The sequence below is a fragment of the Hyphococcus flavus genome (assembly GCF_028748065.1).
Taxonomy (GTDB): domain Bacteria; phylum Pseudomonadota; class Alphaproteobacteria; order Caulobacterales; family Parvularculaceae; genus Hyphococcus; species Hyphococcus flavus.
This window is the reverse complement of the sequence record NZ_CP118166.1, coordinates 2,360,010-2,374,085: the sequence shown is the minus strand read 5'-3', so window position 1 is coordinate 2,374,085 and position 14,076 is coordinate 2,360,010. Positions and strand designations below refer to the sequence as shown.

Sequence of the window (14,076 nt, the reverse complement as noted above, 5' to 3'; positions counted from 1 at the left end):
TTTTTTATGGTGCTCTAAAACCGCTCATCCAGCTCGCCCAGCATATTCCAAAATCTCTCGCTCGCGATTTCATCCTTGCGTGAGAGGCGGTGGTAGGTTTTCCATCGCATCCATTTTGGTTTTCTGGGGAAGGGCTCATCCATACTTCCGGAGGCGCCCAGCTTGATGCGTACGTCCTCAGCGCGCGAAATGAGCCGACTGTCGGCATCCTCATATTGGCTGGGATAGGTGGCCCGGTAACATTTCCGGCAGCGGAAATAATCGCCTGCGAATATAGTCCGGCAGCGGCAGCGGCATGTCAGACAAACCAACCACAGCCGTTCTCCGCCAAATTTTTGTTCTGTACGCGCGAGGGGGATTTCCTCACGAATATGCACCCAATCCTCGCCTCTATTTCTCACCCGATAATCGAGCACGAGGCAGGATCGCCGGTATTCAACTCCGACCGAGGCGACGCGCTCGCCATTGCGTGACCAGTAAAACAGGCGCGGGCCAATCTCACGCAGCATGTTGAGCCGCCGCAAATCGGCTAGGTCGATCCTGCGCAAAGAAGTCAGTTTTGTGGCGTTACGTCCGCCACCGCTTCCCCATCCGCCCATTTATATTCTCGAAATCAAGTGATTAACCTGAATTTTCCCGCTCGATAAAAGAGTGCTTTGCTGATGCGCAAGCTTTTTGAGAGCGTTTAGCTCATTCGTGGAGTTTCGTCCGGTCAACGTCGAACAAGATCAAAAAACGATCATCCCCCCAAAATTTGAATTGCAGATACGAAATATTGTGAGTGATCGCCGGTGCGGTGGCTATTGTGCGGCGTATATGCTCACGCTCTCCCCCCCCCGATTAGGAATAACATTCCGCATCTGAGGCGGCGCGCTGGCGCTCGGGCTCTGGGATGGCCCCCGCGCCGCGCGCCTTACGCTCCGATTTTGTCAGGCCCCAAAGAACGCCGCAGCGTATGGTAGACTCTATAGGTAGTCCTCAAACGGTACGCAAAAATCCGGAAACTGGCGCCGACGAGTACCCCAGCGGAACCAAAGCCGCAGCGATTCATTTTTTCAGTCCTCAAATGGAACGCTATGCGGCTTTGCGTTCCGCCTCGGTACCGGATATTAATTTTTGCGATGCCGGTTTCCATTCTCTCCATGCATTTGTCGCCATGGCGTGCTTAGGAAGGTCAATTGATCGATCCGTGACAGCCCAGGTTGCGGCGCGGCGTCCGTAAAAATGCCCTTTGCGCATAGGGATAATAAACCCTTTCTCGGTGAGTTCGTCGAAGGCACGTTTGATGGTGGATTTCCCTAGCTGTAAAAGAGCTGCAGCATCAGCATAAGATAGGCTTAGGTCGCCGTTATTTCTCCCGTTATATCGGGAGTGCAACTCGACATAGACCTTCACAGCCCCACCGCTTAGGGAGCGCCATGCCGCGGATTTCGCCATTGGGTTGGTTATGGGAACAAATTGGCCAAGCTTTTTTGATCGGCCAGTTTTGTTATGTGACGGCATTGCGCGCCGCCCGCGCTGCGCTGAGATTTTTCAGGGCTTGCGCTTTTTGTTTTTTGGTGGCTGGGGCGCGGTACGGGTTTTCGCCCATCCTGAAAGCCCAGAGGGCGCAGGTTGCGGACGGGCATTCTTTAACCGCGATAGGGCTCCCACCAGAACAGTTGAGACAATGACGCCGAATGGCGCGGATCGGGTTTCGTTGTGCGGTGGTGGGCTTAGTCATAGCGCCCTCCATCGCCAAGGGCGCTGAAAGCAATTTCACAGATGGCGCGCGCTGTGGGGCTGTCGATGCCGAAGCGCTCGCGAATTAAGTGAAGCCTGAATGCAGCCGCGAGGCTGATTTCAGATAAAGGGGTATTGTTTCCGCGTCGCGGATTCTTAAACTCAGTCATTGTGATAATTTCCTCTGGCCCTGCCGTTCACGCGGCGGGCCGTTTTCTTATGCGGCCTTTGGCTCGCTGGTGGTTGTTTTCATATTTTCGTCAATGAATGCGTCCAGATCGGATTTCCGGTAGCGGACGGCCACACCGATTCGCGTAAACGGAATTGACGGACTTCCATTCACACGCGCTTTGGCGAGAAACGAGGCAGAGACGCCAAGATAACGCGCTGCTTGTTCTGTATTCAAAAGCGATGGGTATTCGGATGCTAGGTTCAACTTATCAATCTCCATGTTGCCTTGGGTTCGCGCCGGATCCACAGGATAGTTGAACAGGTCACTTCATAGGAAAACTCACCTAATTCGCGAAACATTTCGCGCCTTTAAGTTACCTACCCGAATGTTCCATTTAATATGATATTTGAAGACCTCTTCTGAAAAATGTTCTCAGAAATCGCCCAAGACAAATAGTAAAACTACGTAGACCTGAGATGATTTAAATGAGCTATGATTTAAATCTTGATACAGACGGCTTTGAGATAGGTCTCAACCGCAGTCCTGTTTTCTCATCAAAGTATGATTTATTGGCAGTGTCACGCTCATCAACGTCAAAACCAGCCGCAGCTAATTTATCTTTACGGGATTGCTCATTTTGCTCCCAAACTCGATTAACCTCAGCAACTTCCGCTCTATAGTCTTTATCCGATTTTAGCCGAGTGATTGTTTTTTGGAGCCCTGTTTCTTTTACCGGAGATTCCGTTACGAGATGCATCATATATTGTGCAAATCTTTCAAAACTTCCGCCTTTTGTCTTCAACGATTTAGTTGAGTATGCACCAAACATTTCAGCCGCATATTCAACAACAATTCTTAGTCGTTCATCCTTCTGGGCACCCCTCGGATTCGAATACATATCCTTCAAGCGCTCAAAGGGAAAAGCACGGTACGGCGTCAATCGATTTAGCTGATCTTTGGGAATTCGAATTGTTTCAGCATATGCTGTTAATAATTTGTTGTAGTCTGACAGTAGCTTTGCATAGCGTCGTTCAATTTTTTTTAGTTCATACGTGAATTTTTTTCTGTCGTCTTGTTTGTTCTCAATTAAGTCTTGATACCGTTTGAATTGCAAGTAAATGCCCAAGGCACATATAATTACAGCCGCCTTAGCGTTATTGATCTCACTTTCTGATTTTGGTTTATCAAGATGAGAGATTAGGTCCGCTAATAATGCCTTATAGGAAGACTGATGATTGCCCTTAAGTCGCAGTTCTAAGGCGTTATAATATTCTTTATGCGTAGTATATACGGCGAATTGTGGATGGTCTGGATTTAGCGCATTAAGTTTCCTACTGTACCAGTTGTCGGCTCCCTTAAGCCACTCAAAAAGTGTGTTTTTGAGTTGTTCGTCCTCGTTCGCGAGATCAACGATATGAGTCGGTACGAATGTGCGTTCATTAACTGGCAATTATTCTGAGTTCCCGATTATGAGTAATGCGCTCGTTCATGAAGGCGATTTACCTAAATAAAAAAATACAGGCAGATTCACCTGAGAAAAATAGCAGCTAGAACGGCTGACGTAATCTATAAAAAGAGGTGCAATCACGCCTTTTTCAGGGCAACGATTTCCCCTGACTTTCCGCCTAGATTAGCGAAAATTGCATTCGCGGTGGCGTCCGCGGCGGTGAGGCGCGGATCGTCCGCGAAATGTGCATAACGCTGCGTTGTTTGCGGCTGTTTGTGGCCCAGCAATGAGCCAATCAGGGGCAGCGATTGACCGCCCGCGGCGGCGACAGACGCGAAGGAATGCCGCAAATCATGCAGGCGCACATCATCGAGCAAAGCCGCCTTACGTATGCGCCGCCACGGCTTTTGCAGATTGACAAGATGCGCGCCCTTCTTGCGCCCACAGATTACATGCGGGTTCTTGTCCTGCCGCGGCAGATTGGAAAGCAACTCCAGCGCCGGCGCCGCCAATGCAATTGTCTTTTCCCCAGTTTTGGAATCGGGGAGCCGTAACAGGCGCGCCTGAAAATCAACATGCTCCCAACGCAGAGACAGGATTTCATTGAGGCGCGCACCGGTAAACAAAAGTAAACGGATGGCAGCGACTTCGTACGGCCACCGCTCGGACTTATCGAGAACACGCATGACGCGGCCAAGGCGCCGCAATTCCCTCGCCGACAAATGCCGGTCCCGGGATTTTTCCTTGAATTTCTCAACGTGCAAGGTGGGGTTCGAACCATCCGGGCGGACGCCCCACGCCTCCGCCTTTTTGAACATATGAGATAACAAAGCGCGGCAGCGGTTCGCGGCGTAGGGCGTCGCTTTCATGCTCAGGTGAAAATCCTTGATGTCTGAACGCGTAATGTCTTTGAGGTTCAGCCGCCCTAGCGCCGGGATGATGTGGTTTTTGAGGTTTGCTGCGTCGTCGCCCGCAGATGATGGCTTCTTGAAAGCGCGTGAGTAATCCTCCAGATAGCGCTCGGCAAATGCCTCCAGCGTCTCCGCATTCCGATCCAAAGCCTTGTCGCGCGCCGGGTCCGCGCCCTCCTCAATGCGTCCGATCAACCGCTTGGCTTCCTTGCGGGCCTGTTCTGGCGTCCAGACGCCATGCCGCCCGATGGTGAACCACCGCTGGACGCTACCGCGCCGGTATTTCAGGACATATGATCGGGCGCCGCTGGCGAATACGCGCAAACCAAACCCCGGCAGCACACTATCCCAAAGCGTCTCGTCCGGCTTGGCTGCATCAACGCGTCTTTTCGTGATTTTTCCGGCCACCGCATCGCCTCCCGAATTTGGTAGCTTTGGCGTTGGCCCGCCTCTGAGCTACCACTACGCTACCAATTTGGGGGCATCGCGAGGAATATCAATATATGTTAGTAGCTGTTTTTCCTGCTATTTATCCACCGCAGGCATCGGTGTCTATCTGGGTAAATCACAAAACCTGAGACTGTTAATCAGCGGGTCACTGGTTCGAGTCCAGTTCGGGGAGCCATTTTTTTCATAAAAACTTGTGCGTTTTACATCCCTCAATTTAGCTGGGGGCTAGGTCTGTTTTATCGAAAATAGAAAAAAGTCGAACGCTACTCATTCATCCGAGACTGTGTTGATCCCACCGACATCAAGAACCGGCGCGGCGTCTATGTCCTCTGCTTCCAGCAGCATCGCCGTCCTCTCCAGCGCGGCGACCAGAAATGACTGCTCCCAATTTTCCAGTTTTTCAAAGCCCCGCTCAAATCGTTGTTGCAAGATGCTTGGTGCGTTCGCAAGCGTGGCCTGTCCCTGATCGGTCAACTCCACCAGCACGCGACGCTTGTCCTGCTCATCCTTATTGCGCCGAACGATTTGACGGTGCTCAAGCTTATCGATCAGCGAGGTTACCGTTGCTTGTGAGAGCGATAATTCTTTCGCAATCAGGCTGGGAGTCGCTGCACCGCCCTCTTTTTCCAGCACCTGTAGCATAATCAGTTGCGATGGCGTCAAACCACACGCTTTCGCCAATGCGCGCGAACTTATTTCCGTGGCGCGCAGGATTTGCCGCAAAGAGATAAGAGCAACATCGAGACGTTCTGACATAGGCGAATACTATCTTATTCCGTATCGGCGCCAAATTTCTTCGACGTCGGAAACCCTTTCGGCGCGATGCGCCCTGCCTGCGCACGCTTTCCTACAAATGATTTCCAGTCATCAATAGTCTGCACGCGCCCCGACCGGTCGGTCCAGTTGAGGCCTTCTTTTTTCGAAAAGAGCTTCGCGTCGGAAAGTCCGCCCTTCTGGAATTTTTGCATCACGACGCCCTTGCCTCTCGTCATTTCAGGCAACTCGTCGGCAGGAAACACCAGAAATTTCTTGTTGTCGCCAACACTCGCAAGCATATCGTCTTTTCCAACTTTCGCCGGCGCCGGACGACAGACGGCGGCTTCCGCGCCCGCCGGCACATTCAACACTTGCTTGCCTTTGCGCGTGTTGGAAAGACACTCATCTTCCGGTGCGATAAAGCCATGCCCGGACGATGACGCCACAAGAAATTTACGCCCGCCCTTGAACATGAATGCAGCAACCACAGCATCATCGTTGCCCATATCGACCATCAGACGGATCGGTTCGCCATGACCACGCCCGCCCGGCAGCGCTGAAACGTCTAACGCATAAAATTTTCCATTGGTGACAAACAACATCAGTTTGTCAGTGGTTTGCGCATGCACAATAAAATGCTCGCGGTCGCCTTCCTTATATTTGATCGACTTTGCATCCTCCACATGACCCTTCATGGTCCGCACCCACCCCTTTTCAGAGATAACGATAGTGACGGGCTCCTTTTCGACCAGAACGTCAAGATCGATTTCCTCAATATCCGGCGCATCGGCAATATCCGTACGTCTACGGCCAAGATCGGATTTCGGATCAAAGGTTTTGCGAACGTCTTTAAGTTCCTCGCTAATCTTTTTCCATTGCGCGTCGTCGGATTTCAGCAAAGCCTTCAGCGCTTTTTGTTCCGCTTTGAGATCCTTGTGCTCATTCTTGATCTCCATTTCTTCAAGCTTGCGCAGTGAACGAAGGCGCATGTTGAGGATCGCTTCGGTTTGCACATCCGACAGCTTGAACGTTTTCATCAACTCCGCTTTTGGATCGTCCTCATAGCGGATGATGCGGATCACTTCGTCGAGGTTGAGATAAGCGATCAGGAAACCGTCAAGAATTTCCAGCCGCTTGGCGATCTTGTCGAGACGGAAGTTGGTGCGGCGAACCAGCACTTCCTTTCGGTGATCGAGATAGGACTGAAGGACATCGCGCAGGCCCATCACGCGCGGCGCGCCGTCGGCGCCAAGAACGTTCATATTGAGTGAAAAACGCGATTCCAGATCGGAAACCTTGAACAGCGACTCCATCAGGGCCGCCGGTTCGATGTTGCCCGTTTTCGGCTCAAGGATCAGACGGATATCCTCCGCGCTTTCGTCGCGAATATCAGCAAGCGCGGGAAGTTTTTTCGCCTGCATCAACTCAGCGATCTTTTCGATCAGTTTTGACTTCTGAACCTGATAGGGAATTTCCGTAACAACGATCTGATACTTTCCGCGGCCTAAATCTTCCGTTTCCCAGCGCGCCCGCACGCGGAAGCCGCCGCGCCCCGTCGCATAGGCTTCTTCCATGGCGGCGGCATCCTCGACACAAACGCCGCCAGTGGGGAAGTCGGGCCCCTTTACATATTTCAACAGCGTTTCTGTACGCGCTTTCGGCGTCTTGATGAGATGCAAGCATGCATCGATCAGTTCCGCCGGGTTATGAGGCGGGATAGATGTCGCCATGCCAACAGCGATCCCGCTGGCGCCGTTCGCGAGCAGGTTTGGGAACGCCGCCGGCAGAACGACCGGTTCCCTGCCTTCACCGTCATAGGTTTCACGGAAATCGACCGTGTCTTCATCGATACCGTCGAGGAGAAGCTGCGCCGCCGCCGTCAGCCGGCTTTCGGTATAGCGCATGGCCGCAGCGTTATCGCCGTCGATATTGCCGAAGTTGCCCTGCCCGTCGACAAGCGGCACGCGGACGGAAAAATCCTGCACCAGTCGCACCATGGCGTCGTAAATCGCCTGATCGCCGTGGGGGTGAAAATTACCCATCACCTCGCCGACGACTTTCGCCGATTTTTTGAACCCGCCTGTCGGCGCCAGCTTCATCTGGCGCATGGCGTAAAGAATGCGCCGGTGAACCGGCTTTAGTCCATCACGCACATCCGGCAGCGCCCGCGAGGTAATCGTAGATAGCGCATAGGCGAGATAGCGCTGCGACAACGCCTCGTCGAACGGTTCCAGAAAAATGTCTTCCGGTTTTGTCGGCGCTGCTGATTTCGTCGATTTTTTCTTGGCGGTTTTGGTTTTCGTACGTTTCATGAACCTGTCTCTAGCAGAATCGCGAGGCCTCGCCAGCCTTCACTTTGCCCCATAAGCGGCTTCGGCTATGGGGCATGGAGATATGAGTTTTATCGCCGATATTCTGACCTTTCCCCTGTTCCTGATGGAGCTCGCCTGGGGTGCGATCGGGTTTTCCACAGATGCGTTTCTGAGGGCGGCTTCCTCTGCGGAGGGGCAAACGGCGGCGCTGATCATCGCCTTTCTTGCCGGCGTATCGGAGATGCTCGGTCAATCCGTCATTCTCGTCGTCAACCGGGTCGCTCTGTACCGGTTTCTGGCGAGCCTTGCGTTCACTGGCCTCACCTATGTCATCACCGCCGTTGCATGGGGCGCGGCCGCTATCGCCGTCGCGCCGCTGACCCGTGTGGGGACTTTGAGTCCGGGGGAGATCGGCGCCGTAACCGGCATCGTTTCCCTTGCTTTCGCGCCGCGGCTGTTCGGCGTTTTTGCGATTGCGCCCTATTTCGGTCTCGCCCTCGGCAACATTCTTGAAGTCTGGGCGATGACGCTGGCGATCTTCGGACTGCATGTTGGGCTCGATCTGCCGCTTGCGGCGGCGGTGTTTTGCGGCGGCGTCGGCTGGGCGCTCTCCTACGGCATTCGTTCCTGGCTGGGTCATGCGCTGGCGACACCGCTAGGCAGGTTGCGCCATGCGATTATCGGTTCGCCGCTTGACCGCTCGCCGCAACAAATCATCGATGATCTGGCCGAACTGCTCAGTAGAGAGAAAAAAAGCGGAGAGAAAAGACGATGATCTCTTCGCTGCTGTTCACGGTTTTTCTCGTCGGCGCTTTTGCGTTGATGCTCACCGCCGCACTGGCGCCCATCGAAACCTTGAGCTGGTGGGCCGGCTGGACCGAAGATGAAATTGAACATCCCGCCGCACCGCCGCACCGTGACGGCGCGGAACGGCGTTATGTTGTATATCTCTCCGGCGTCGCATCGTTGTCGGGGCGATTTCTTCTCCCGCGCGAGACAGTATTCATTCGAAAACTCCGTTCCGAATTGCCTGATGCGACGATCATCAGCGATGTCTTTCCCTATTCGCCAAGCGGGGCGCCGCTTCTGGAAACGCCACGGCTGTTCGGCCAGCTTTGGCGGCGCGTGCAGTTTTTCAAACTCAGCGAGCGGCGCACTTTCCTTTCCGTGCTGACCAATTTGCGCAACATATATCAGGTCATGGTTTCCGCCGACCGGCGCTATGGCCCGATTTTCAACCAGGGCGCGGCGAAAGTGATCGAAGACGCCCTTGCTGATGCCGGATATGTGCGCGGTTCGGGCGCGCCGGTGGCCATCATCGGCTATTCCGGCGGCGCGCAGGTCGCCATCGGCGCGGCCGCGTTTTTGCGCGCGCGTATCGGCGCGCCCATCGACGTCATCGGCCTTGGCGGCGTCGTCGCCTCGGACCCCGGCCTTAAATATGTGCGGACCTATCATCACATCATGGGCGACGGCGACAACATTCAGCGTTTTGGCGCGGTGCTGTTTCCTGACCGCTGGAAAGCTGCGGCCTACTCCGACTGGAACGCCGCCAAACGCGAAGGACGCATCGTCAAACACGTCATGCCGGACATGATCCACGCCGGCGTCAAGGGATATTTCGGCCGGCCACTGGTCAACGGCGTATCGAATGGCGAACGCACGGCGAAAAAAATCGCTTCGCTTCTGTCCGTTTGAAACGTTGCACAGCGCTACCGCGTTGTTGAAACGCCGCCGCCGCTGGGCTGCAGAACGTTTTTGTACAACTTCCCTGGGCATGGATTTTGTCGTTCCTTTCATTCGAGCGCCTGTTATGCCGCGCGGGGCGGCGCAAGTCGGATTCAGGCTATGAAAAAGTATAAGCGCGTCGGGAAAGTCGTGGATAAGTACGCACCGAATGCGGGCTAGAGCGCGATTTTCATCAGATAAGATGTATTTTGAAGCGCGCGTTTCGCCTGTAGCTTGTGCGCATTCGTGCTCGCGCCATACTTGTCGCTACACGCAGGCAATCAGATTGAACGCTGGCGGTTCCCTCCCCGCTCATCCCGGCGAAAGCCGGGATCCAGTAAAAACAATAAAGATTGTCTGGCGAAGACAGGCGTTTTTGCGTGACTGGGCCCCGGCTTTCGCCGGGGTGAGCGGACATTGCCAAATAAAAAACTCTGCAAAGAAACTAGCCAGCCGCCGACAGCAACTCAACTACGCGCAGGCGCGCTTCGGGCAGTTGCTTGTTCGCAAGATGCAGGATGCGCGTTTCGATGAAATGCCCGGTCGTCGTCAGCGCCTCAATCGCTTCTGACAGAGACGCCTCAACCGACGCGCCGCGCAGGAAAGCCGGCAGCGGCAGCAGTTTGTCCTTGTAAGGCTCGCCGGCTTCAGCGGAAACGGCGCAGGCCGAACGCGGCGAGACGTAAATCAGATTGTCGCGTTCGCCGGTGGCCGCACACCGGTCGAGCGTCAGGCCGAAGCCGAGTTCAGCGAGCAACCCCAACTCCCACCGCGCCATCAACGCCGGCCACACATCAACGTCATCAAGATTGGCGAGCAGCACCGCCATGGCGGTATAGGCGCGTTTGTGCGCCTCGCGTTCGGGGAGCGTTTCGCGCGCCACGGCGCAGGCGGCGGAAAGCGCGGCGAGCGACAAACGCTCGCCCATGGCCTCTCCCGCACGTGCATGCGCCATCTCCAGCGTGAAATGACCGAGCGTATCCTCGCCGCGCCCCTTCCATTCAAGAGCCACTTCATTGCCGGGCTGCAACAGCGGGCGCATCTTGCGACCCTGCCCGCCATAAACAAGACCCGCCCAGCGGCCGTGATGCTCCGTAAACACATCAACCACCGCATGAGTCTCCCCATGGGCGCGCGCGTCAAGAACAATGCCGGCATCGGTGAAGTTCATTCAGGCAAGATTGCGGTTTACATAAATATGTCAAGGATAGTCTCATTTGCTGCCTTGCCTTATATTCAATATCAAATTGCTTTAAACTGTTTGGCCATAGAGCGTTTTAAATGTCCTTATTATCTAGATATCTTGATGGTGAGCATGAGCTTGTGTGGAATGAAATCCGCCAACTTACAAATGCCGAAGCGCAAGAAAATAGAGATGTATTGGGAGTTGCTAGTGCAACGATGGAGCGGGTTGCTCAGAATGCTGATTTGCTCACTAAAAGGCTTAAAACATTGGGTTGGGAACCGCTTGACCTCGGGTATTCTTCCTTGAGAACACCTCCATCCCATGAAGATCAACTTCTTATTGATAGGATCGTAGAGATTAGCGGCCACTCTCTTCCTGTTTCTTTCGAAGCGTTCTGGAATATTGTTGGTGGTATAAATTGGATTTGGAATTACGAGTCGAAAGTGGAATGTCCTGATCTAGGTTTGGGCTTATCAATCGATGAGATGGATCCACTATGCGTATCTTCTCCACAGTTCGTAGCGTACCAAATAGGCGAATGGGATTCCGGAGAGCACCATTTTGTGACAGGTCTGCAACATGACCAATACCGCTTGGACCTAGCTCCAGACTATCTACACAAAGCAAATATTAGCGGCGGTGACGCGTACGCTATATATCTTCCTGCGAAAAATCCAGATCCCACCTTTGCTCACGAACGACATGAGCTACCGTTTTTCGATTATTTGCGTTTGGCTTTTCGATGGGGTGGCTTTCCGCGACTAGAAGAACACGCTCAAAAATCGGATGTCCAAATATTTGTAAACGAATTCACCAGTGGTTTGATTAAATTCTAACGCACAGCCTAACTTCGATCACTCCACCGCGTCGAGACCCAGCCCGCGCAGTCTCGCCGCTTCTTCGTCCCAGCCTTCGCGGACTTTGACGTGCAGGAACAAATGAACGGGCGTGCCGAGCTGTTCGGTCAATTCCTCGCGTGCGGCCTTGCCGATCACCTTTAAGGTCTGACCGTTCTTGCCGAGCACAATGGGTTTCTGGCTATCGCGCGCCACATAAATTGTCTGGTCAATGCGAATGCCGGACTTGGTTTCTTTCCAGCTATCGGTTTCGACCGTGGAGTCGTAGGGAAGTTCCTGATGCAAACGCAGATATAATTTCTCGCGCGTCACCTCCGCCGCCATCAACCGGTCGGAAATATCGGAAATCTGATCTTGCGGATAAAGCCAGGGGCCCGCCGGCGCCATTTCCATGAGGAATGTTTTGAGGTCTTTAAGGCCGTCGCCGTTCTGCGCCGAGATCATGAAGATGTCGGAAAAAACGTCCGCCTCGTTCAACTCTTGCGCCAGCGCCAATAGTTTTGGCCGGGCGAGATCGTCAATCTTGTTAAGCGCCAGCGCGGTTTTGGCGCCCGTTTTCTGCAACCCTTCTATGATACGCTCGGCGTCAGCGCGGGATTTGCCGGCTGCGCCTTTCTCGCTTTCACCGGCGAGATACGCCGGCGCATCGATAAGCAGCAATATCTGATCGGCGCCGTCAAGCCCGTCCCACGCCGCTGCAACCATGGCGCGGTCGAGCCGGCGTCGCGGTGAGAAAATGCCGGGCGTATCGATAAAAATGAGCTGCGTTTCCTCTTCAGTGAGAATGCCGCGCACCCGCGCCCGCGTCGTCTGCACTTTTTGTGTGACGATGGAAACTTTCGCGCCCACAAGCGCATTCACTAATGTGGACTTGCCTGCGTTGGGAGCGCCTATCACGGCAATGACAGCGCATTGGGTATTCTCAACCATTTCGACTACCCCTGCTCCCAACGCCTTAAGGTTTGACCGCCTTCGCGGTCGGGGGGCGCGCCGATGACGGCAATGACGGCGCAACGTTGATCACTCATCTTCCGACCACACTTTTTCACGGATTAAAAACGCACGCGCGGCTTCCATCTGTGCGGCGCGTTTCGATTTTCCCTCGCCGCGCGTCGGCTTTTTGCCTTTGACCTGAGCCTCAATCGTGAACGCCGGCGCATGGGCCGGACCTTCTGACTCGATCACTTCGTAATCAGGCACGCCAAGCGCTTTGCGCTGCGTCCATTCCTGCAGCGCGGTTTTAGGATCTTTATGCAGCTTGGAAAGGTTTTCGAGATTGGGCGTCCAGAACTGATCGTAAAGCGCGCGCGCCGCTTTCAGTCCGCCGTCAATGTAAAGCGCGCCCAAAAGCGCTTCCATCACATCGCCGAGGATTGCTTTTTTCTTGCGTCCCCCGGCGCTGTCCTCCCACTCAGACATTAAGATGTACTGATCAACACCGAAATGAAGCGTTGCCTTCGCACAGGTTTCCTTGCGCACCAGCGCGTTGAGGCGCGGCGCCATTTCTCCCTCGTCATAGTCAGGATATTTTCGCCACAGGGTTTCAGCGGTAAGCAAGCCGAGCACGCGGTCGCCAAGAAATTCAAGCCGCTCCAGGTCTTTCACTGGGGCCTCGCCGCCGGAAAGGCTGGAATGGGTAAGCGCGCGTTTTAACAATGAACGCTCGGCGAATTCATATCCGATGCGTTGTTCCAGCGCCGCGTAGTCTTCGTTTGTCATTCAACGGGGTCGAGGATGCGGCCATAGCGGATGGCCATAGGCCAGTTCCACACCGTCCAGAATCTTGTCTTTTGTCCGTCTACGGAAAAGAATAGCCGCTCAGCACGGCCGACCATATCGTCCTCGGCCACATAACCAACCTGCGAATAAACGCGGCTGTCCTGTGACTGGTCGCGATTGTCGCCCATCATGAAATAATGACCGGCCGGCACCTGATAAGGACCGACATTGTCGAGCGCGCCCTGATCGCCTGAACATTCCTGCACCATGTACGATGTGCCGTTATCCATGGTTTCGCGATACATCGGGCCGTCGCCGCCGCCGCAAACGCCCTTGCCGATCATGACGAATTCCTTGTCGATAGGCTCGCCATTAATGTGCAACAGGCCGCCGATCATCTGAATGTGATCGCCGGGCAATCCGATCACGCGCTTGATGTAATCCTTGTTGCCGTCTTTCTTGTTTTTGAAAACCACGACATCACCACGAACGGGCGACGCCCCTTGCAGGATGCGTCCCTCCATGGGCATGCGCGTCAGTGGATAAACCAGCGACGCTGTGGAATAGCCGAAGGTCGGCTTTGAGACGACGAGGAAATCGCCCACCAGCAGGTTCGGCTTCATGGAGCCCGAGGGGATGTTGAACGGCTGAAAAATGACGATGCGCAGCACCAGCGCGATCAAAACCGCGAAAAACACCGTCTTGGCGAGATCCCAGGCTTCTTCGGCGGGGGTCATTTTCTGGTCTGCCTTTATCGTCGCAGCCTTTACGCCGCCATGCTCTGCTTCCGCCATACGCCTGATACCTTGTTGTTGC

At 54.3% G+C, this 14,076-nt stretch carries 15 protein-coding genes; 3 read left to right on the top strand and 12 right to left on the bottom strand.

Annotated features, from left to right (window positions below; all coding sequences use genetic code 11):
• Window positions 1-14: 14 nt before the first annotated feature.
• From PUV54_RS11325 to parC, 8 genes are all read right to left on the bottom strand, one after another.
• The gene (locus PUV54_RS11325; protein WP_274492349.1) at window positions 15-599 is read right to left on the bottom strand and encodes a hypothetical protein; all 585 of its coding nucleotides are present in this window, start codon (window positions 597-599) and stop codon (window positions 15-17) included.
• A gap of 475 nt (window positions 600-1,074) precedes the next feature.
• Entirely contained in the window at window positions 1,075-1,503 is a 429-nt protein-coding gene (locus tag PUV54_RS11320; protein ID WP_274492348.1) for a helix-turn-helix domain-containing protein, read from the bottom strand.
• A gap of 212 nt (window positions 1,504-1,715) precedes the next feature.
• On the bottom strand, window positions 1,716-1,892 hold the full coding sequence (locus PUV54_RS11315) for a hypothetical protein (protein WP_274492347.1): 177 nt from the start codon (window positions 1,890-1,892) through the stop codon (window positions 1,716-1,718).
• A 47-nt stretch (window positions 1,893-1,939) separates the two neighbouring features.
• Window positions 1,940-2,158, bottom strand: coding sequence for a helix-turn-helix domain-containing protein (locus PUV54_RS11310; RefSeq protein WP_274492346.1), 219 nt, complete (start codon window positions 2,156-2,158; stop codon window positions 1,940-1,942).
• Between the two features lie 226 nt (window positions 2,159-2,384).
• Window positions 2,385-3,344 (bottom strand): hypothetical protein, encoded by a 960-nt coding sequence (locus PUV54_RS11305; RefSeq protein WP_274492345.1) that lies wholly within the window; start codon window positions 3,342-3,344, stop codon window positions 2,385-2,387.
• Window positions 3,345-3,478: 134 nt separating this feature from the next.
• On the bottom strand, window positions 3,479-4,660 hold the full coding sequence (locus PUV54_RS11300) for a tyrosine-type recombinase/integrase (RefSeq protein WP_274492344.1): 1,182 nt from the start codon (window positions 4,658-4,660) through the stop codon (window positions 3,479-3,481).
• 309 nt (window positions 4,661-4,969) lie between these two features.
• Window positions 4,970-5,458: a MarR family winged helix-turn-helix transcriptional regulator gene (locus PUV54_RS11295; RefSeq protein WP_274492343.1), complete on the bottom strand. Its 489-nt coding sequence runs from the start codon at window positions 5,456-5,458 to the stop codon at window positions 4,970-4,972.
• A gap of 14 nt (window positions 5,459-5,472) precedes the next feature.
• Window positions 5,473-7,770 (bottom strand): DNA topoisomerase IV subunit A, encoded by a 2,298-nt coding sequence (gene parC, locus PUV54_RS11290; RefSeq protein WP_274492342.1) that lies wholly within the window; start codon window positions 7,768-7,770, stop codon window positions 5,473-5,475.
• 82 nt (window positions 7,771-7,852) lie between these two features.
• On the opposite strand from parC, the gene PUV54_RS11285 reads away from it, so the two are divergent.
• Both PUV54_RS11285 and PUV54_RS11280 read left to right on the top strand, forming a co-directional pair.
• Entirely contained in the window at window positions 7,853-8,545 is a 693-nt protein-coding gene (locus PUV54_RS11285) for a hypothetical protein (RefSeq protein ID WP_274492341.1), read from the top strand.
• On the top strand, window positions 8,542-9,468 hold the full coding sequence (locus tag PUV54_RS11280) for a hypothetical protein (protein ID WP_274492340.1): 927 nt from the start codon (window positions 8,542-8,544) through the stop codon (window positions 9,466-9,468). Before PUV54_RS11285 ends, PUV54_RS11280 begins: the two co-directional genes overlap by 4 nt.
• A gap of 475 nt (window positions 9,469-9,943) precedes the next feature.
• On the opposite strand, the gene recO is transcribed toward PUV54_RS11280, so the two are convergent.
• Complete coding sequence (recO, locus tag PUV54_RS11275) at window positions 9,944-10,669, bottom strand: DNA repair protein RecO (RefSeq protein WP_274492339.1); 726 nt, start codon at window positions 10,667-10,669, stop codon at window positions 9,944-9,946.
• A gap of 110 nt (window positions 10,670-10,779) precedes the next feature.
• Between recO and PUV54_RS11270 the strand changes: the two genes are divergently transcribed.
• Window positions 10,780-11,520 (top strand): hypothetical protein, encoded by a 741-nt coding sequence (locus PUV54_RS11270; protein WP_274492338.1) that lies wholly within the window; start codon window positions 10,780-10,782, stop codon window positions 11,518-11,520.
• A gap of 18 nt (window positions 11,521-11,538) precedes the next feature.
• Here PUV54_RS11270 and era read toward each other — a convergent pair whose 3' ends face one another.
• The 3 genes from era to lepB all read right to left on the bottom strand — a co-directional run bounded on the left by era (window position 11,539) and on the right by lepB (window position 14,054).
• Window positions 11,539-12,471 (bottom strand): GTPase Era, encoded by a 933-nt coding sequence (gene era, locus PUV54_RS11265; protein WP_274492337.1) that lies wholly within the window; start codon window positions 12,469-12,471, stop codon window positions 11,539-11,541.
• A gap of 90 nt (window positions 12,472-12,561) precedes the next feature.
• The gene (gene rnc / locus PUV54_RS11260) at window positions 12,562-13,260 is read right to left on the bottom strand and encodes a ribonuclease III (protein ID WP_274492336.1); all 699 of its coding nucleotides are present in this window, start codon (window positions 13,258-13,260) and stop codon (window positions 12,562-12,564) included.
• A complete protein-coding gene (gene lepB / locus PUV54_RS11255) occupies window positions 13,257-14,054 on the bottom strand; it encodes a signal peptidase I (RefSeq protein ID WP_274492335.1) in 798 nt (265 codons plus the stop codon). The genes rnc and lepB overlap by 4 nt, the downstream gene beginning before the upstream one ends.
• Window positions 14,055-14,076: the final 22 nt, after the last annotated feature.

What these genes read in the sequence shown, in the direction of transcription:
- PUV54_RS11280 (WP_274492340.1), top strand. Translation starts at nt 8,542, where the DNA reads ATGATCTCTTCGCTGCTGTTCACGGTTTTTCTCGTCGGCGCTTTTGCG.
- PUV54_RS11320 (WP_274492348.1), bottom strand. Translation starts at nt 1,503, where the DNA reads ATGCCGTCACATAACAAAACTGGCCGATCAAAAAAGCTTGGCCAATTT.
- PUV54_RS11295 (WP_274492343.1), bottom strand. Translation starts at nt 5,458, where the DNA reads ATGTCAGAACGTCTCGATGTTGCTCTTATCTCTTTGCGGCAAATCCTG.
- PUV54_RS11285 (WP_274492341.1), top strand. Translation starts at nt 7,853, where the DNA reads ATGAGTTTTATCGCCGATATTCTGACCTTTCCCCTGTTCCTGATGGAG.
- parC (WP_274492342.1), bottom strand. Translation starts at nt 7,770, where the DNA reads ATGAAACGTACGAAAACCAAAACCGCCAAGAAAAAATCGACGAAATCA.
- recO (WP_274492339.1), bottom strand. Translation starts at nt 10,669, where the DNA reads ATGAACTTCACCGATGCCGGCATTGTTCTTGACGCGCGCGCCCATGGG.
- rnc (WP_274492336.1), bottom strand. Translation starts at nt 13,260, where the DNA reads ATGACAAACGAAGACTACGCGGCGCTGGAACAACGCATCGGATATGAA.
- era (WP_274492337.1), bottom strand. Translation starts at nt 12,471, where the DNA reads ATGGTTGAGAATACCCAATGCGCTGTCATTGCCGTGATAGGCGCTCCC.
- PUV54_RS11325 (WP_274492349.1), bottom strand. Translation starts at nt 599, where the DNA reads ATGGGCGGATGGGGAAGCGGTGGCGGACGTAACGCCACAAAACTGACT.
- lepB (WP_274492335.1), bottom strand. Translation starts at nt 14,054, where the DNA reads ATGGCGGAAGCAGAGCATGGCGGCGTAAAGGCTGCGACGATAAAGGCA.
- PUV54_RS11315 (WP_274492347.1), bottom strand. Translation starts at nt 1,892, where the DNA reads ATGACTGAGTTTAAGAATCCGCGACGCGGAAACAATACCCCTTTATCT.
- PUV54_RS11270 (WP_274492338.1), top strand. Translation starts at nt 10,780, where the DNA reads ATGTCCTTATTATCTAGATATCTTGATGGTGAGCATGAGCTTGTGTGG.